A 19,068-nucleotide genomic window follows, 5' to 3' on the forward strand; every position below is an offset into this window, starting at 1 on the left:
ATTAAAGATGAACTTAGTTGGCTATCGCGAATCATAGTGAAATTGATTAAAAACAATTGGAGTTTTCATGACTTACAGGAAGTACCTTTGGGCTTTGACAGGTTCTGCGCTTCTTTCTTTAACAGCGTGCAGCTCGGTCTCCTCTCTCTATTCAAATGAAAGTGAAGGTAGTGAAAAGCGTACCGAAGGCAAACCACTTACGTTAGCAGACAGTCATTGGCAGGTTGAAAGTATAGACCGAGCAGGAATTATCGATTTCAGCCATGTTACGCTTAACGTAAATTCAAACGGAGACACTAGCAGAGTAAGCGGCAGTACAGGTTGTAATCAGTTTACCGGAGCGCTAGATGTTGATGAAGCCGATACGGTATTTAGTAATAAAAGCTCAGCTGAATCCTTTTCCACTGATAAGCTCATTCTCACTAAAAAGGCATGTGCGCCTGCACTGATGAAACAAGAGCAACGCTTCATCGAAATGTTGGCCGCATCGGCAAGTTATTCGATAGTGGAAAATACTTGGTTGGTGCTTTACGACAGTAGTGATAATGAAACGATTAGAGCGATTGCTGCACAGATTTCTCAATCGACGACAAACAAATCGGCAAGTGCGACAAAAAGTAATGTAGATACGAAATTGTCTGACCTGGCGTCATCGCAAAAACAAGATGTAGTTGGCTCAAATGAACAAGAGTCGACCAAAACGTACAAATGTGAAACGCCTAATGCCAATCTCGCTACTTTACGTGTAAATACGCTGGGGCCTGACACATTGGCTTTATCATTAAACAACACCCATCACATTGTGCAGTTATCACGTTCAGCATCGGGGGCAAAATACACCAACAACAAGAACGTAGTGTTTTGGAATAAAGGTGATGTTGCTACCCTATCGATCAACTCAGGTTATTACCATTGTAGTTTAAGCACCTAAAGCGAAATCGACGCTTACTTGTCTGTTTTAGGCTTAGTCTCTACCTTAATATTTACCTCACATGATGAAAGGGCCTAAGCTGCCCTTTTAACTTCTCTTTTCAACAGTATCAAATTGCGAAGAGCAATTGCTTTTAGCCCCGCAAGGTTAACCCTTACCTCCAACTCAATTAGTTTCAGTTAAACATTTTCGCACCTTTAATTGGTCAATCAAAAACGAATTAAGCATGGGGATAGCTAATTCTTTATATTTTTAATGATTACACTTTTTACTGTTTAAAATCATTCACTTACCAGCAAGCTTCGCAGGTTACTCCTAGCCATTCCGCTTCTGTAACAATGCTCACAAGTTGAAACAATAGTTAGAACACTATACAATTTATTTTTATTGAACGGCCAATTAAAATAAAAACATCAGTAAAAAGACGTGCGACATTACGTCCTAAAACCTTCAATAATGCGCCATTGGCGCAGTAGGTAATGATGTTTTTTACAGGGTGACTTTTACAAAGCGAAAGTGTTCTATTCGAGCAAGTTAGCACTTCAATAAAGAAAATAGTTTCAACACTATTCATCATTTTGAAACTATTTCTACGTATTAGGTATTTGTAATAGAAGTTAATTCGCAGTACCCGCAAATTGGCGAAAGTTTTAGTCCTTTTAAAAGTAGGAGTTTATGCATGTCATTACCGACTTATCAGAATTTCATTCACGGCAAGCCGATGGCAAACAAAAGCAAAGAAACCTTTGCTGTAACCAACCCCGCAACCGGTGAGGTAATTTACCACGTAGAAGTGGCTGATGAGTTTATTCAACAAGAAGCAATTAAAAGCGCTAAAGAAGGTTTTTCAGTGTGGTCAGCAATGATGCCAATTGAAAGAACCCGCATTCTTAATAAAGCGGTTGCATTGCTTCGTGAGCGTAATGACGAACTCGCTAAACTTGAAGTACTCGATACCGGTAAGCCTATTCAAGAAGCCGACTGTGTTGATATTGAAACTGGCGCTGATGTCATTGAGTACTATGCCGGCCTAGCTCCTACTCAACTAGGTACCCAGCAACCTGTGGGTGGCGATTTCTTCTACACGCGCAAAGAAGCGCTAGGTATCTGTGCCGGTATTGGCGCATGGAACTACCCTATTCAAATCGCTTGCTGGAAATCAGGCCCCGCCCTTGCCGCAGGTAATGCGTTTATATTTAAGCCGTCAGAAGAAACCCCGATGGGTGCGCTTAAACTGGCTGAAATTTTCACCGAAGCTGGCGTACCTGACGGCGTATTTAATGTGGTTCAAGGCGCAGCACAAGTAGGCCAGTGGCTTACAAACAGCCCTGACATAGAGAAAGTATCGTTTACTGGTGAAGTAGGCACAGGTAAAAAAGTGATGCAAAGCGCCGCTGCGTCGAACTTAAAAGACGTGACAATGGAGCTTGGCGGTAAATCACCGCTTGTGGTATTCGAAGATGCCGACATTAGCCAAGCTATCAGCGCCGCTATGCTTGGTAATTTTTATACCCAAGGTGAAATCTGCACTAACTGCACCCGTGTTTACGTTCAACGTTCTGTTTATCAAGCCTTTATTGATGAGCTTAAAGCCCGTACCGAAAACAATATTGTTATGGGCGATCCGCTTGACCCTAACGTAAACCTAGGCGCACTTATTTCTAAAAAGCACCAAGAGCTGGTACTTGGCTATATTGCCAAAGGAAAAGAAGAAGGCGCAACGCTGTTAACCGGCGGGAACGCCGCCTCTCCGGCATCTGCGCCAAATGGCTATTTTGTTGAGCCAACAATTTTCACTGACTGCACTGACGATATGACTATCGTTAAAGAAGAGATCTTCGGACCAGTAATGAGCGTGTTAGTTTTCGATGATGAAGACGAAGTGATCGCACGCGCGAATGACACTGAGCTAGGTTTAGCTGCCGGTGTATTTAGTAAGGATATCCAGCGTGCGCACCGCGTTATCCACCAACTTCAAGCCGGTATTTGCTGGATAAATGCATATGGAAACTCTCCGGCTGAAATGCCTGTAGGCGGCTACAAACAGTCTGGCATTGGACGTGAAAACGGCGTTGAAACGCTTAATAGCTACACACAAACCAAGTCGGTTTATGTAGGTATGAGCCAAATTGAGAGCCCGTTTTAAGCCGCAGTAGGAGTACATATGCAGACATTTGATTACATTATTGTTGGAGCTGGTTCTGCCGGCTGCGTGCTAGCGAACCGCTTATCAGAAAACCCAAAGCACAAGGTGTTGCTGCTGGAAACCGGTGGCTCAGATAAAAGCATTTTCATCAAGATGCCAACGGCACTGTCTATTCCTATGAATACCGACAAGTATGCGTGGCAATTCAACACTGAAAAAGAGCCATATTTAAACAACCGTGAAATGCACTGCCCACGCGGTAAAGTGTTGGGCGGCTCGTCATCCATTAACGGAATGGTATACGTACGCGGCCACGCTAAAGACTTTGATGAATGGGAAGCTCACGGCGCAGAGGGCTGGAATTATCAGGCGTGCCTACCCTATTTCCAAAAAGCTGAAACCTGGTACAAAGGTAACGACGCTTACCGAGGTGGCAATGGTGAACTCGGCGTTAACAACGGTAACGAAATGAAGAACCCGCTTTATACGGCCTTCATTAAAGCCGGCGAACAGGCGGGCTACGACATCACTAGCGATTACAATGGCAAGCAGCAAGAAGGCTTCGGCCCTATGCATATGACCGTTAAAGATGGTGTACGCAGTTCAGCAAGCCGTGAATATCTTGACCCGGTAAAATCGCGTAAGAATTTAACTATAGTTACTGGCGCGCTGGTTACTAAAGTCGTGCTGGAAGATAAAGTCGCAAAAGGCGTTGAATATGTAGTTAACGGTAAAACCGAGACTGCTGCCACATCTAACGAAGTGATTTTAAGTGCCGGCTCTATTGGCTCACCACATATCCTGCAACTTTCTGGAATTGGCGACAAAGATATTCTTGAAAAAGCAGGTGTCGATGTTAAGCACCACCTGCCGGGTGTGGGTCAAAATCTGCAAGATCATTTGGAGTTTTATTTCCAGTACAAGTGCAAACAGCCAATAACGTTAAACCGCAAACTGGGCTTAATTTCAAAAGGGTTGATCGGCGCTCGCTGGTTGTTAAACCGTTCTGGGTTAGGCGCTACGAATCACTTTGAGTCTTGCGCCTTCATTCGCTCAAAAGCAGACGTAGAGTGGCCTGACATTCAGTACCACTTCTTGCCTGCCGCTATTCGATACGACGGAAAGTCCGCGTTTGATGGCGATGGCTTTCAAGTGCACGTAGGTCACAACAAACCTAAAAGTAGAGGTAGCGTAACCCTACAGTCGGCTAACCCGACAGTTCCGCCTAAAATCCTGTTTAACTACTTGCAGCATCCAGATGATATCGAAGGGTTTAGAGCATGCGTAAGACTTACACGAGAAATCATCGCACAGTCAGCATTTGACGACTTCAGAGACGGTGAAATTCAGCCTGGCGAGCACATTCAGACGGATGAAGAAATAGACGCTTTTGTGCGTGAAGCCGTTGAGAGCGCTTACCATCCATCATGCTCTTGCAAAATGGGTGAAGATGAGATGGCAGTGGTAGATTCTCAAACCAATGTTCATGGCATTGAAGGATTGCGAGTGGTGGATTCTTCTATCTTCCCCACAATTCCAAACGGAAACCTAAATGCGCCAACCATCATGGTGGCGGAAAAGGCGGCAGACATCATTCTGGGTAAACCCGCTTTGCCACCACAAAATGTGCCCGTGGATATTCACCCGCATTGGCAAACAGAGCAACGCTAAATTTTTAGACTATCTCGCACCAGTGTGCTTGTTGTTAATACAAGCGCACCTTCCACAGTGCCTACATGCCGCCTTTACTATAAGGCTTTAATGTGTAGTTGGGTGGACTGTTTAATAACGAAAAAAAGGAAAAAACATGTTTCATTTTTATCAATATTGGGAGGGTGATAATGACAGTATGGCTTAGTGCAGGCATTATTTTCACTCTACTTTCTGTAGCCTATATTTTGTTTAAATGGGGCAACATGAAAGTGGTCGGCGTAACGCCAGTTAGAACCTTTACCTTTATTGCCATTCTCTTTACCTCAGGTTTGGACGTGGGCCTTATTATGTTCCCGCTCACTGAATTTGCTGGTTATGCTGACATAAGCGCAAGTCCTGAATATGCCTTCACCAATCCGCTCGCCATTGAGTTTGGGTTCTGGGGATTCTTAATTTGGGGATTCTACTTTCTTACTTGTTTTTATTTCTGCGTAATCGAACCGAAAGTAAAGTTCTTCGAGCTTCCCGTTGTTAAGTTCGTAAACAACGTTGTAATCATCGGAACCTGTGCTTTCACGGCGTTTCTATTACTGTCTAACCTTCCGTGGTATTTACCGTCGATAGGCGACGGAGAATCTGTCGTGCCTGCGTTCTACCTGATTGTGTTTGCAGCTATTGCTTTTGCCGTATATTCGAGCACTAGCATTAAATACGTGCGTATTTTAAGCCTAACAACCACATGGGTATTCATCGCCCTCATTGTTGGCATGTGGGCGGCAGCATTTGTATTTGGCGAAAGTGAGATAACGGCTTATTTTACCAACCTAGGTCTTATTGGCGGGTACTTTGCGAACATCGATAACTTCGTATTGCCCATTAATGAGTATCACGAGTTCTATCTATTCTGGTGGTTCAGCTGGAGCATCATGATTGGTCAGTTTACGTCTCGTTTCGTGGGCGGTCTTAAAACTTATCAAGTCATGTTGGCTATGATGGTCATTCCATCTATTCCCATTGCGGCTTGGTTTTCAGTTCTGTACCACTATCACAGTGCAGGTATTCCTACTGAGGGGATAACCAATTTAGCCATGGTGTGTGTGGGTGTCGTCTTTGTGATCAACTCACTTGATTCACTGATTAGACTTTACACAGATAATCTAAACATGACCGTTGAACGCATCGGTAAAGGCAATTACATTGCTCTCAATATCGTGGCGCTTTCGCTACTCACGCTACTGTTCAAACTAGACTTCTTGCAAATTCAGTGGGTGGGTGCGTTAGTTATCGCTATCTTCTTTAGCTGCTTTGCTTTCATTCTAAGTCAGAAGTTTAAATCGGTGACGGCCATCAAAACATCGCCGAAAGAAAACAAAATCGACTTTACCAAGATAGAAAATCTCAACTAATTAAATCAATCACTTCTTACCTCATTAACATTGGCTCACTTTGAGCCAATGGGGGTAAGTGTTGCCCGAAACCGGCGTAAAAGCGCATTAACTAGAAAGCGGGCCAAATAAAACAACGATAAAAACAGGTGTTTAACAATGAAAAATTTGAATTCTTTTTTTACATCCACGCATATTTTCACAGTGGCTATTGTCGCAGCGTTATATTCTTCAGCTTCATTCGCTGATTGGAGCGCCAATATCTCTGCGGTTTCAGATTATACCTTCAACGGCGTTAGCCAAACGCAAAACGACCCTGCACTACAAGGCGGTGTTGATAAAGCATTTGATAAAGGCACTTATGCAGGCACGTGGGCATCAAATGTAGATTTTGGTGGCGATACAAACCTTGAATGGGATTTTTACGTAGGTCGTTACCAAATGCTAACCGAAACGGTGAGTTTGGACTACGGCATCGCTTATTATTCTTATCACGGTGGCGATGATTCAAGTGATGGCAATTACCCAGAGGTGTATACCAAGTTTGGTTATGCCAGTGACTACGGTAGCTCAGAACTAAACTTCTGGTACACGTGGGATTACTTTGGAACCGGCGCAAAACACGCTATCGCAATGGTAGCTCATACCTTTGAACTCGCACCCAACCATCATTTACGTGCAAGCTTTGACGTATCTAACTCACTAGACAGTGACAAGTGGCTGTGGAATGGTGATGACACCTCTTTCTACCACTACCGTTTGGCTTACCAAACGAGTTATGAAGGGTTCGATTTCGAAATTGCTGCTGAAAACACAAATCTTGATTTTGATACCGCCGATGAGCGCATTGTGTTTGGTGTGTCAAAAACCTTCAGCTTATAAACGTTGAATTGGAAGGTGGTTCTTCAGAACAAGAGCCACTTTCCTTAGCAAATGCTATGCGTGCTCGCACTACGCTGTTTCAACTGTACTCGGTCAATTTAACTTAGCGATAAGACGGTTAAAAAGTCCACGCAACAAAACGACTCAATTTACTTCCCTGCCCCATATCAATCACTTTACACTGCGCAGCACCGTAATAATCAATACTGGTTTTAATTGGTTTCAAATGGGCACTCTTCGACACCAAGCAGGTGAACCATTCTACATTGTCTTTTACAGAGACACTCTCTTGAACCATGCGCTGAATAAAGGCAAGTTCACCCCCTTCGCACCACAGTTCATTCGCTTGGCCCGCAAAATTTAAGTTTGCGTCCTTACCTTGGTAAGCGGCATTTTTACCTTGTAGCTTGGATGTACGATGCCCAAAACCTTGCTTACGATTATCGGTGAACTTTGTACCACTTCGTTTCTGTTTATTGCGGGTTAAATTAGATGTCTTCCTTCGCGTGCCTGACAGTGCCTCTTGCGCAGACTTATGAAACGGAGGATTGCACATAGTAAACGTAAATCGTTCATTTGCTTCAATCACGCCGTTGAAAATACTTGCTCTATTCAATTGTTTACGCACTTGGAACTTATGGGCTAACACACTATTTTTACTAGCAATAGCTTTAGCACTTTTTACTGCGACGTCGTCAACATCACTCCCTACGAACGACCAGTCATAGGATGTAACGCCGATAATAGGATAGATAGCATTTGCGCCCACGCCTATATCAAGCCCACGAACGTTTTGATCTTTCCCCTGTTGACTCTGCTCACCCTGCGCACTGCTTTTTAATAAATCAGCAATACCGTGGATATAATCTGCTCTTCCAGGTACAGGGGGGCATAAGTAGCCATCAGGAATATCCCAATATTCAAGGCGGTAGTAGTGATGAAGTAAGGCCGCATTAAGCACCTTCACCGCTTTTGGGCTGGTGAAATCTATACTGGTATTGCCGCTTTTAGCACGAACGAGAAAAGACTTGAGCGCTGGGTATGTCTGGCACAGCGTATCCATAGGATAGCCGTTCTTGTGAAGATTTTTTGGGTGCATGAAGCGCTACTTTTTGTGTGAAACTAAGAACTGGGATTGCACGTTTTCATCGAGCAACTGGGCACCGCTACCTTGGGCTGCCACTTTATCGTCGGTATTGTAAAGCCTACAGCGGTCTAATGACAAACACCCACAGCCAATACAGCCTTCTAACGACGTCTTCAAACTGGTCAGCGCTGCAATTTTGGCTTCGATATGCTGATTAATCACCGTGCTTAATTTTGCCCAATCAGCTTGTGTTGGCGTTCTGTTGTCTGGAAGTGTAGACAACAGACTCTTTATCTCAGCAAGGGAATACCCCATATTTTGCGCGATCAAAATAAAGGAAACTCTACGAATGACAGAGCGAGGAAATGCTCTATTTCCGCCATTTGTGCGCACAGAAGGAATAAGCTCTTCGTTGGCATAATAGCGAATTAATGAAACAGCATTGCCAGTACGTTTAGCAATAAAGCCAATGCTTACCATAGGTTCTGGTGCCATAACGCCCCTTTTCCAATTTCCAAATAGCGGTAAAAAACGCTTGATCTAAAGTTAGCTTTAGATATTAAGCTGTTTTTCGTTGATTATCTACACAAGGAAAAACACATGACAATTGCATACTTAGAGCACGCGAATATCACCGTTGAAAACCCAGATGAGCTAGCCAGCTTACTTTGTACGCTATTTGGTTGGAAAGTACGGTGGAGCGGCGGCGCCAAAAATGACGGCTACACGGTGCACGTAGGAAACGATAAAGACTACCTAGCCCTTTACAGACCTAAAATTATCAATGATATAGAAAGCGATTATAAAACCCTCGCCAATATCAACCACATCGGTATTGTTGTGCCTAATTTAGACGAAACAGAGCAGCGGGTTCTGGCACTAAATTTCAATACTTTTAGCCATGGCGATTATGAACCAGGTAGACGCTTTTATTTCATGGCTCAGCAAAACATAGAGATTGAAGTCGTTTCATATAACTAGGGCTATTAAGTGATACGCCTAGCTGAACTTTCAAATTTAGTGTTAGATTGACGTTACCTCACTCGTGCGCGTTTTACTTTATATTTTTGTTTGCTAAGTTTGTTTACTAAAAATGAACGCGCACTATGATCATTTTAATAATAATAGACAGGAAACATGGATGAGAAAGTTACTAGCGATAAGTTTAGGTTTAGTAATGTTGTCCCTATCGGCAAACGCATGGGCGAATAACATTCTTAGTATGAAACAGCGAAGCGAGCTGATTGATAAGATCACCGTTGAACGCTTCAATTCTGTGCTGCCCCAAATTATGGAGCGTGAAGGCATCGACATGTGGGTGTTAATGTCCCGGGAATACAACGAAGATCCCGTTTTAAAAACCATGTTACCTTCTACTTGGATTTCCGCACGACGTCATACCATGTTAGTCATTTATAACCCCGGCAATGGTCAACCGCTAGAACGTTTGGCCGTTGCAAGATATGCGGTAGGGTCACTATTTAAAAAAGCGTGGGATAAGGAAGTACAACCCGACCAGTGGGAGGCATTGAAACACATTATCGAAGCCCGGAATCCCGCTAAAATTGCCATTAATACGTCTGATTCATTTGCACTCGCTGATGGCATGACCTCTACCGAACACGATAAATTTATGGCCGTACTTCCTGAAGCGCTGAAAAGCCGCGTTGTAAGTGGCGAAAGACTCTCAATCGGTTGGCTGGAAACGCGCAGTGACCTTGAAATGCAATATTATCCGGTACTTACTCAAATTGGTCATTCACTGATAGCAACGGCATTTTCAAATGAAGTTATAACCCCTAACGTGACAACTACAGACGATGTGGTGTGGTGGCTGCGTGATCAAACGCGCGCTTTAGGGCTGACCAACTGGTTTCATCCTACTGTCTCAATTCAACGTAAAGACAGTGAAGTCTTCGACCAAATTACCGCGTTTAGCAAGCGTCCTGGTGAAAACATCATTCGGCCGGGCGATCTCATTCATGTCGATTTCGGCATTACTTACCTTCGACTTAATACTGATCAACAGCAGCATGCTTACGTGTTAAAGCCTGGTGAAAAAGACGCGCCAGCTTCACTTAAGGAAGCACTTAAATCTGGAAACCAGTTGCAGGACATTCTGACCGGTAATTTTAAAGTAGGCAGAACAGGTAACACTATTTTGAGTATGTCGCGACAGCAGGCTATCGAACAAGGCATTACGCCCGCTATTTACACCCACCCGCTTGGTTTTCATGGGCACGCGGCAGGTCCAACGATAGGAATGTGGGATGCACAGGAAGGAGTGCCAGTTCAAGGTGACTATCCAGTGTTTGCACAAACGGCTTATTCGATAGAACTCAATGCAGCAAGCTTTATTAAAGAGTGGAACAAAGAAATTAGAATTATGCTGGAAGAAGATGCATTTTTTGATGGTCAGTCAGTAACCTATTTAGATGGCAGGCAAACTGAGTTTCATTTGATTCATTCAGATGAAAACCAATAACTATGGGTGGAGCGTTACGCCTATTTTAAGACCTATACGAAATGAAAAAACTGAACGGTGCGGCTAAAGGTTGGCCGATGCGAGAAGACTTACGTAGAATTAAATTAAGCGAAGCGTAAAGTGTCAGGCCTTTCGCCCTTTCAAGCGAAAGGCCATGAAACTGTACTAAATATTAGCAGTAGGTTGCTATCCTAAAACGCAGTCTTATTCAGCAGCAGTGCGAACAACTACGTTCTCTGCACTGTATTCGCGAACGAAATCAGACATTGTTTTGTGGTTACAAATAATGTTCTCACCTTCCAAACCAAACTTCGCTAGTGCCGCTTCTTTACCTACTGAAAGCGCTTCTAGACAAGCCTGTGACGCAACATCTTGGTTTTTAGCAACAAGTGCTACAGTTTTCGCGTTTTCAGTCGCCTTGTTGTTTTTGTACATGTAAGCAAAAGTGCGAAGTGATTCGCCGTTGCAACGTACAGATGCACTGAACTCTTCTGCGTTAAAACCTTTTGAACGGATAAGACGCAATGCAGGACCAAAACCATCTTCAGCAGCAGTTAAACATGCTTGTGTTTCGATGTTGTCGTTAATTGGCTTTAGTACGACATCTTTTGCGAAAGATTGAGTGGCAGCAACAGATAATGTTAGAGCAATAGCGAAAGTAGACAGTTTCATTTTTGAATTCCTATTTTGTAACTAAATTAGATATCACCTGAGTGATGAATACATTATGAACAATACTTTCAAAAAATAAAGCAATTTTCGTAATTTAATTACAGAAATAGCAATATAAACAGACAGATCACGACAAAACTGAAAGTTATTTACAAAAACAAACATATTTTATATAAAATTTTACATATAAGTCTTTTTAGTTACAGAATGACTTCAGAAGGAATATAAAAAAGCGCGCATGAAATTGCTTTCAGCGCGCCTAGCCTTGTGAACGATATGAAATAAAATTGGACAGTAGAGTAATCTTAAAAGTTTAAACCTATAAAATAAGATCGTGCATCCAATTTAGTGAAGGCAACTGCTGCTCTGGTTGGTAAAAGAGTCGATTTAGTCTACCTAATAAATTAACCGAACGGCTGGGATCGTGCGCTTTAACCCTATGCTCACTTTCGGTTAGCATGAACTCCCAAGGCTGAAGATTGAGTTCGTCTACTTCTTCCTGCCTAACGCCCAGTGATTGCAATGTTGACAAAATTCGCTCCGTTTTACTTTCGGCAATAGGAATGATTTCGTTGCCGTATAAATCATCGAGCGGCGCATTGATAGCTTCTAACGTGTGATTTATTGCTGCCCACACTTCATCGTGGTCAAACGCCCAGCCTCGCGGAGCATAGTACCCCTCTATTTCCCACTCAAACTCTGCGTTGCTTACAGCAATAGAGCTTTCTGCTTCAGGAGAATAAGCTAGATCAGGTTTAGCGCCAATGTTGTAGGCGTCTACACTCATGGCGACGCAAATGATCAAATCACCACAATGTTGCTTGTTTGTGTAAAGCGCTTCAAATGCTGCCCGCTTAACCCCCATCCAACCGTGTACTCTTGAGGGTTGTTCAACAAAGTGTCTTACATCATCGGGTAAGTCTTCGCCATAGGCATTGATGAGCAAAGGAAGCGGATTTTGATCTGGCGCTTCATCTGGCATCCACACTTCGTATTCTTGTCGGTTGTCAGCTTTTCCGCGACTTTTAATTCCGAACGACAAATTCACAGGGCGGCAAATACTTCTATCTTCATCCACTTTGTGAAAATACTCAGAACGCATACGTTTAATAAATGGCGCGTCTAGCCCAGCCAACGCTGCCGTTGGGTAGCGATAGCCTATTTCGCTATGCTCAACCATATGTAACGTGGGAATAGCCTGTGTCAGCTTATTCTTCAAGCCCGACAACGCATGAACTTTAGGCAGTACAATGCTTCTCTCTGGCTCTATGGTAAGCCGACTTCCATCTTCGGTTACGAACTTTGGCGTTTTATGAAATTCATACCCCGTAAACCCTAAGGTATCTACAGCGGCGTTTCGATACTGAGAAAGCTCATTGAAAAGCGCTGTATGATTGCGAATATGCTTAAATAACGGTCTTGATGCGGTCATCTTCTCTCCATTTACGCTACTTCCATTAGAGCTAATTACACTTAGCGTTCTATGCGGCCAAATAATTACTTACCGTCTCATCTTTCTGACTGTTCTTACACGATACATCTATATGTGAAATTTACGCTCAACTGTGTGTAACGTATCTGTAACCCTCTTTTTGAGCTGTTTACCTTTAATCTCGCTTAGTTTTGATTTAAAAAGCGGTGCCAAATTTGTGCGCCAGCATCATCGTACCGTTTTACTAGATTACGGTAGCGCTCACGCATTGCTACATCTGCAAGTGGCGATGGCAATAAGGGGTCAAACACCAAGTGGTATAACGCCCTGTCTCCTATCACATAAGATTCTTTGGTTGCTTCTTCAAGGGGTAAAGACGTTAATCGAGAAGAGATTCCTCTATTTCGATGCATCCGTCTTTATAAAGTGCCTCTAATTTTAGGTAGCTCCATAATCCCATCGCCCTGCTGTGTGCTTTAGTGTCAAAGTCGCTGGCACTAAACACGAGCGCCTTTCTCGATAGACCAAGCGTGTAAAGTTTGTCTCTTACTTCGCCTGCTCCGCCTGAGAAATTGTTCGGTCTGAGGTAAACGTCGTTTGTCAGCTTTCTCATCCCCAAAAGCTTCAGCGCTCGTTCATTATTTCTGAGCTGCTTTTTATCACTTTTAGGAAGCGTGCTGGTTTGAGCGACAACCCAATCGTTTTGCCAGGGTACAAGCCCATCCTCATCCTCTCGCCACTGATGAATTTCCTTTGCAAAACGAATGCCTTTGTCGCCCAGCTTGTAAAAACCGCGTTCAACCAAGGTAATAAGCTGTGCAGACTGTAAACGCGTGAGCGTTACCCGAATGTTATTTTCAGAAATACCAAACAGCGCCCCTACGCGAACAGCTGCGCTGGCATTCATTTGAATATTGTCACGGGAGCCCAATAGCTTTAGCAGTAGCTTTCTTGCATTGGGCTTTTTCTGTTTTTCTAATTGCAAACTCTATTTACTTCTTTGTCTCAGATAGGACGTAATTTTAATTAAAATATAAGTTGGCTTAAGGCCAAACATATACGCATTCATCATTATATAAACACGCGCCGCGCACAAACATTACATGAAATACCAATTTACAACTATTAATGTAATGTTTTAAGGTAGTACTTGGAGATAGTGCTTTAACGTAGCCCTTTAAAGTAAAAGCCCATTTCAAGGGTACACCTTGTATATTCACCAAGTGGAAATGCCATGACTTCATCAAATCGATTTGTTACGCACGTTGTAGAAAACCAACCCACCATTTCCACGCCCTACAATTTGTGGCGTGATGACACCTTACTGCGCGTGTTAGTCGTTCAGCATTTGCCATCATCCCACCAGCATGACGAAGGGTTATTAGGCCAGTATGGTCAAATCGCGGGGGATGCACTTATGGCTCACGGAGAGCTTGCTAATAAGAATAAGCCAACTCTCCACACATTCGACCGCTATGGCCGCCGCATTGACGATGTTGAGTTTCATCCCAGCTATCACGCGCTTATGGAAAGTGCGATGCAGCACAATGCACACAACTATTCGTGGAAGCATGAAGGCATTGAAGGCGCACACACCTTCAGGGCAGCGCTAATGTATATGCATTATCAGGCTGAGTCTGGCACGTCTTGCCCGCTGACTATGACCCACGCAGCTATTCCGGCCATGCGGTATGGAAAACAGCTGCCGCCCGTATACCTAGAGAAAACCATTAATGGTGTTTATGATCCTCGTTCCCTGCCTGCTAGTCAGAAACATGGACTGACTATTGGTATGGGGATGACTGAGAAACAAGGTGGGTCGGATGTTAGGCGTAATACCACTACAGCGGTGAAACAGGCTGATGGAAGTTACCATATCGTAGGGCATAAATTCTTTTTCTCAGCCCCCATGTGCGACGCTCATCTTATACTTGCGCAAGCCGAAGGCGGACTAAGCTGTTTTTTGCTACCAAGGTTGTTGGAAAATGGTGCACTCAATAACGTGCGAATTCAGCGTTTGAAAGACAAGCTGGGTGACTGGAGCAATGCATCGTCTGAAGTTGAATTTCAGGAAGCCACGGCATATTTGATTGGCGAAGAAGGCCGTGGTGTGCCGGTGATCATAGATATGGTGTCGCTTACGCGGTTAGACTGTATGATTGGCTCATCAGCACTTATGCGACAATCACTGATTCACGCCTTACACCACGTAAGTCATCGCGACGCATTCGGCAAGACATTAGTCAATCAGCCTTTAATGCAAAATGTGTTGGCAGACCTCACCATTGAATGTGCGGCTGCTACTGCACTCACTATGCGCGTTGCCAAAGCGGTTGATAGTGCATCGAGCGATAATCATGAAGCTGCACTGGCAAGGCTGGCCACCGCCATTGGAAAATACTGGGTTTGTAAACGCACGCCTATGTTTGTTAACGAAGCTCAAGAGTGTTTAGGCGGTATTGGTTACGTTGAAGAAAACCCCATGCCACGATACTATCGCCAAGCGCCTCTGAACTCTATTTGGGAAGGAAGCGGAAACGTACAATGTTTAGATGTACTGCGCGCACTCGCCAAAGAGCCCAGTGTAAAAGAGGCTTTGTTTAGTGAGCTTAAAACACAAGCAGGCAAAAACAAGCACTATGATATTCATCTTAGTAAGCTATTTGACGAGCTATCAAACACGCAGAATATGGAAACGCGCAGCCGATATTTAACAGAACAAATGGCGCTAGCGCTACAAGCATGTTCACTTCTTGCTACGTCACTTAATAACGACAACGCCCTTATCGACATTGCCCACACCTTCTGTGAATCAAGGCTTGGCAATGCATGTGGTTTTGCCTTAGGTACATTACCCGACACCACACCGTTTGAGAAAATTATTGCGTTTGGGCAGGTATCGTCTAGCTAGACAATGTACAGGAGCTATAGTTAAGCTCCTGTGCGCAAGAGGAATTAACTCACCACTTAAAAAGGGTTAACCGAATACCCTTTTTGTGCCAGGCGCGCGTGGGCTGTCATGGCTGACAAATCCATATTCACTCCGTCTATCAACGCATTTTTTTCAACGCCATGGGCAGCGGCAGACTGCCCACACACTATTACGTCTACACCTTTCTCCATCAACGCTACAAGTAGCGTTTCGTTTCCATTAGGTAAGCCCTTACGCTCTTTGAAGTTTGCAGTTTTAAGCACTTCTTCTGTGGCAGAGCCGTGAACGACAAGCGCAAGCGAAAGATTTTCCTGCTTAACGCCGTTGGCTACGTGCATATTGATAAACCGTGCCAGCGACTCAAACTTGCGGTTTACCTCACCAGGGCTTGCCGCTTTGGCTACGTCAAACGCAACCTTGAACGTCTGATTTTCAGGAAAACTTACGCCCTCAACATGAGCATGCTTGCCGAAAGTGTCAAACACAGGGCCATAATCAAAATCTGATTTAGCTGAAGCTTGCCCGGCTACTAAGAGTGCTGCTGCAAACCCCAGTGACGCGCTGCCAATCCCTTTTGTGATGCTCATTGCTAATTCCTCGAACTTTAACGCGCAGGTAGCGCTGTCTTATACACTTCAAATGTCATGTCGCTAACATCACTACCCGCATCTTGTATTTTGCTATTGGTATAGTAAAGCGCATTGTTGTAGATACTAAAGGTATCAGCCCAATTCACCACATCACCTTTCACAAGGGTGCGAAGGTCTAGACTTGGCGTGAGGTACTGTACTTCTTGCTTTTCCAGGTCAGCTAAATAAACATTACCTTGATGAAAATCATGCCATCTGGTGCGCCTGTCGTCGCTACTTTTCGCACTTTTTCTGCCAACACGTCGTTTGACGATTTCTCGATGTCTGATGTGTTGATGGCATACAGCGAATAACCAGACAATGCGTGAAAATATAGTGTGTCGTTTAACGTATCTAGCGCGATCCCGTCAGACTGAACAGGCATAGTAAAGGGTTTGCCCTGAATACTTAACGCATCGACTTCAGCTTTAGTGGTTTTATGGTTATCTAAAATACGATAGCTGGTATTGTCATCAAGGTTATATACCACTAAACCCGCGTGAGCCGAGTCGGTCATATAAATGCGATTCGTTTTTTCGTCTACTCGCAAGTCATTAATATACGAATCAGGATGGTAAGCGTCTTCGCTAAGTATCAAGGTTCCTTCTATCTCGTTTGAGGCTAAATCAACAACAAATAAGCGAGGTGCATCCACTACACCTTTAAACTTAGGGTTTCGGGTGTCCAACACATACAGCTTATCCTTGTGCGCAACCACTGACTGCACCGCTAAAAAGCAGTCTTTTCTTACTTCGCTTTGTGCCACACATTCATTTGTTTGGCTATTAGGGTAAGCGACAAATTCTCCGGTGTCGGTAACCTGAGCTACGGAAAAGCGAACGCCGTCACGCCAGTTGGGCGCATTCACAAATACCCGTCCATCATTACTTACCGTAACACCGGTAATTTGCGTGCCCTTTATGTCGCCCACTAATTCAACATTCGCGTCTGATGAATGTTGCGCGATTGCATTTACAGAAAAAAGTGCGGCGACACTGGTGGCAAGTACCCCTTGTTTTATACGCGTTGTATTCATGTCCTTTTACCTTTAATTAGTGGCTTAGCTTGTCAGCACACACCACAAAGCGGTGCGCATTAACAAAACTGAATGGAATAAAGCATACGGTCTTATTGTGAATGTGGAACACCTTTTAGCGGCTTATCTATGCAGGCTGACGAAAATCAGGCGGTGAAACTTGCTTTACCGCTTATGAGATCCAAAACACGCTATGCTCTCGTTTAAGTTAAGAGCTAACAAACTTTACTGAAAATTATGCACAGCAGTATGATGAAAAAACGTGAAACTGGTTTAATGCAAAAGACAAAGTATTTGAAACAAGTGCTACTTTTAACAGCATGCATGGTCGTGGTTGCCGCATGCAGTAGCAGTAAGCCTCAGGTAAATATGGATGAAACACAAAACTTTGCCGATATTAAAACGTTCTATATTCAGCCTCCTCTAAACCCAATCAACGCGACGCTGGCCAATCATCTTTCCTCAGCCATTACCCAGCGGCTCATTGAGAAAGGCCTCACCCCATCTTCGGAGGAGGACGCCGATATCGCGGTGGGATACCTACCTTCCACCACCACTAAAGAGGATGGCACCACCTTGAATCTAGGGCTGGGCACCGGAAGTTACGGTCGCTCTGGCGGCATTTCATTGGGCAGCATTTTTAGCATTCCGGTTGGAGAGCAAACCACGCTTCAACAAGGGCTTCAAATTGACATGGTTAAAGACGGTACATTTGTTTACAGCGCGTCGGGAGCGGTAGAGCTGGAGTCGAAAGACAGTATCAGCATTCAAAATAAACTTGATGAACTCGTCATCAAGCTCCTTGAGCAATATCCGTCTAACAGATAGCTCACACCTGGAGCACCAATAAGAACCGACTTCTTCGCTAAGGGCTCGCAAGAGCCCTTACTCCATAAAAACTCTTCATAACGATGAACTTGGCGCTGATTTTGCGTATGAATGCCTATATTAGGTCCCCCACTTTTATGCCCCACGCTATGAAGTGAGCTACACAGAGTCAGAAATGGATACCACATACAGCCACTTGTCATCTTCACCTTCACTATTCAATTACTTGGGCGACACAGCAAATGCCCAAAGCGCACTTCAAGATGTTGTAGAAAAATCCAAGCAGGCTAATGCTCTCGGTGATGCGTTCAGTGCGTTTAATGGTGAACTACAGGGCAATCAAATTGACACATATCTTGAAAAAATAGAAAGCGGCGAGGCCTCACTCAACGGCAACACAATTGCAAACTACCTCGATTTTAATCGGCAAAAGCTTGCCTCGGAATTAAGTGATTTAGCGGCAAAACTTGGTGTTTCAGACGATACAAAGCTAACAGTGAGTAAAGGTGAGCTGGTGATTGAAAGCAGTCAGGGCGAGCAAGAGTTTGATAAAACCACGTTGCGGCTACAACAGTACCTAGAAAAGGACACCAACCTTACGTCACTTATTCAACAAACATCTCGTCTGTCTCAGTTCAAAGAATGGGGAGATGCCACGTCATTTGCATCAACACTACAAGAGAAAGGCACTGACGAAGCGACTATCCAGTCATTTTTAAAAGAAGCTCGCACGTCAGTGACGTCTGACAATACGCTGATATTCAATAAAAACGGGTTCGGCTTTTCTGCCGATGGTAAAACTGATGCGCTAATTGATGCATTTGAGAAGCAGTAAGAGCAATCTTACAAAGTGAATAAGTCTCTATTCATTACCTCCCTCTTACACGAGAGCAGATAAGTACGGAATATCACAAATTAAGAATCACTTTTTCTGTGCGAAATTAGAGGAAGTCGACGCGAAATAACGCTA

The 19,068-nt window shown here is 44.0% G+C and carries 18 protein-coding genes; 10 read left to right on the top strand and 8 right to left on the bottom strand.

From position 1 onward, the window contains the following. The first annotated feature begins 67 nt into the window (after positions 1-67). From MASE_RS13385 to MASE_RS13405, 5 genes are all read left to right on the top strand, one after another. Positions 68-931, top strand: coding sequence for an META domain-containing protein (locus MASE_RS13385; RefSeq protein WP_014950280.1), 864 nt, complete (start codon positions 68-70; stop codon positions 929-931). Positions 932-1,610: 679 nt separating this feature from the next. After that, positions 1,611-3,077 carry a betaine-aldehyde dehydrogenase gene (gene betB / locus MASE_RS13390; RefSeq protein ID WP_014950281.1) on the top strand — a complete coding sequence of 489 codons (1,467 nt, stop codon included), beginning with the start codon at positions 1,611-1,613 and terminating at the stop codon, positions 3,075-3,077. A gap of 18 nt (positions 3,078-3,095) precedes the next feature. Continuing rightward, positions 3,096-4,748, top strand: coding sequence for a choline dehydrogenase (gene betA / locus MASE_RS13395; RefSeq protein ID WP_014950282.1), 1,653 nt, complete (start codon positions 3,096-3,098; stop codon positions 4,746-4,748). 170 nt (positions 4,749-4,918) lie between these two features. After that, on the top strand, positions 4,919-6,136 hold the full coding sequence (locus MASE_RS13400) for a choline transporter (RefSeq protein ID WP_014950283.1): 1,218 nt from the start codon (positions 4,919-4,921) through the stop codon (positions 6,134-6,136). Positions 6,137-6,274: 138 nt separating this feature from the next. Continuing rightward, a complete protein-coding gene (locus tag MASE_RS13405) occupies positions 6,275-6,997 on the top strand; it encodes a TorF family putative porin (RefSeq protein WP_014950284.1) in 723 nt (240 codons plus the stop codon). Positions 6,998-7,115: 118 nt separating this feature from the next. Here MASE_RS13405 and rlmF read toward each other — a convergent pair whose 3' ends face one another. Both rlmF and soxR read right to left on the bottom strand, forming a co-directional pair. Further along, entirely contained in the window at positions 7,116-8,096 is a 981-nt protein-coding gene (rlmF, locus tag MASE_RS13410; RefSeq protein ID WP_014950285.1) for a 23S rRNA (adenine(1618)-N(6))-methyltransferase RlmF, read from the bottom strand. A 6-nt stretch (positions 8,097-8,102) separates the two neighbouring features. Beyond that, positions 8,103-8,579, bottom strand: a complete 477-nt coding sequence (gene soxR, locus MASE_RS13415) for a redox-sensitive transcriptional activator SoxR (protein ID WP_014950286.1) — start codon at positions 8,577-8,579, stop codon at positions 8,103-8,105. 105 nt (positions 8,580-8,684) lie between these two features. Between soxR and MASE_RS13420 the strand changes: the two genes are divergently transcribed. Both MASE_RS13420 and MASE_RS13425 read left to right on the top strand, forming a co-directional pair. Continuing rightward, entirely contained in the window at positions 8,685-9,065 is a 381-nt protein-coding gene (locus MASE_RS13420) for a VOC family protein (RefSeq protein WP_014950287.1), read from the top strand. A gap of 160 nt (positions 9,066-9,225) precedes the next feature. Continuing rightward, entirely contained in the window at positions 9,226-10,569 is a 1,344-nt protein-coding gene (locus tag MASE_RS13425; protein ID WP_014950288.1) for a M24 family metallopeptidase, read from the top strand. A gap of 204 nt (positions 10,570-10,773) precedes the next feature. Here MASE_RS13425 and MASE_RS13430 read toward each other — a convergent pair whose 3' ends face one another. From MASE_RS13430 to MASE_RS13440, 3 genes are all read right to left on the bottom strand, one after another. Further along, complete coding sequence (locus tag MASE_RS13430) at positions 10,774-11,241, bottom strand: hypothetical protein (protein WP_014950289.1); 468 nt, start codon at positions 11,239-11,241, stop codon at positions 10,774-10,776. Positions 11,242-11,560: 319 nt separating this feature from the next. After that, on the bottom strand, positions 11,561-12,673 hold the full coding sequence (locus MASE_RS13435; protein ID WP_014950290.1) for a hypothetical protein: 1,113 nt from the start codon (positions 12,671-12,673) through the stop codon (positions 11,561-11,563). Positions 12,674-13,052: 379 nt separating this feature from the next. Beyond that, positions 13,053-13,658, bottom strand: coding sequence for a PaaX family transcriptional regulator (locus MASE_RS13440; RefSeq protein WP_232362764.1), 606 nt, complete (start codon positions 13,656-13,658; stop codon positions 13,053-13,055). A 249-nt stretch (positions 13,659-13,907) separates the two neighbouring features. On the opposite strand from MASE_RS13440, the gene MASE_RS13445 reads away from it, so the two are divergent. Next, positions 13,908-15,584, top strand: a complete 1,677-nt coding sequence (locus MASE_RS13445; protein WP_014950291.1) for an acyl-CoA dehydrogenase family protein — start codon at positions 13,908-13,910, stop codon at positions 15,582-15,584. Positions 15,585-15,640: 56 nt separating this feature from the next. Here MASE_RS13445 and MASE_RS13450 read toward each other — a convergent pair whose 3' ends face one another. The 3 genes from MASE_RS13450 to MASE_RS13455 all read right to left on the bottom strand — a co-directional run bounded on the left by MASE_RS13450 (position 15,641) and on the right by MASE_RS13455 (position 17,270). Beyond that, a complete protein-coding gene (locus tag MASE_RS13450; protein WP_014950292.1) occupies positions 15,641-16,192 on the bottom strand; it encodes a DsrE family protein in 552 nt (183 codons plus the stop codon). A gap of 17 nt (positions 16,193-16,209) precedes the next feature. Next, a complete protein-coding gene (locus MASE_RS20435; protein WP_269719631.1) occupies positions 16,210-16,341 on the bottom strand; it encodes a hypothetical protein in 132 nt (43 codons plus the stop codon). A 74-nt stretch (positions 16,342-16,415) separates the two neighbouring features. After that, positions 16,416-17,270, bottom strand: a complete 855-nt coding sequence (locus tag MASE_RS13455; protein WP_232362765.1) for a major royal jelly family protein — start codon at positions 17,268-17,270, stop codon at positions 16,416-16,418. A 252-nt stretch (positions 17,271-17,522) separates the two neighbouring features. Between MASE_RS13455 and MASE_RS13460 the strand changes: the two genes are divergently transcribed. Further along, complete coding sequence (locus MASE_RS13460) at positions 17,523-18,098, top strand: DUF4136 domain-containing protein (protein WP_014950293.1); 576 nt, start codon at positions 17,523-17,525, stop codon at positions 18,096-18,098. 175 nt (positions 18,099-18,273) lie between these two features. Then, positions 18,274-18,933, top strand: a complete 660-nt coding sequence (locus tag MASE_RS13465; protein ID WP_014950294.1) for a hypothetical protein — start codon at positions 18,274-18,276, stop codon at positions 18,931-18,933. Positions 18,934-19,068: the final 135 nt, after the last annotated feature.

This window comes from Alteromonas macleodii ATCC 27126, assembly GCF_000172635.2.
Taxonomy (GTDB): domain Bacteria; phylum Pseudomonadota; class Gammaproteobacteria; order Enterobacterales; family Alteromonadaceae; genus Alteromonas; species Alteromonas macleodii.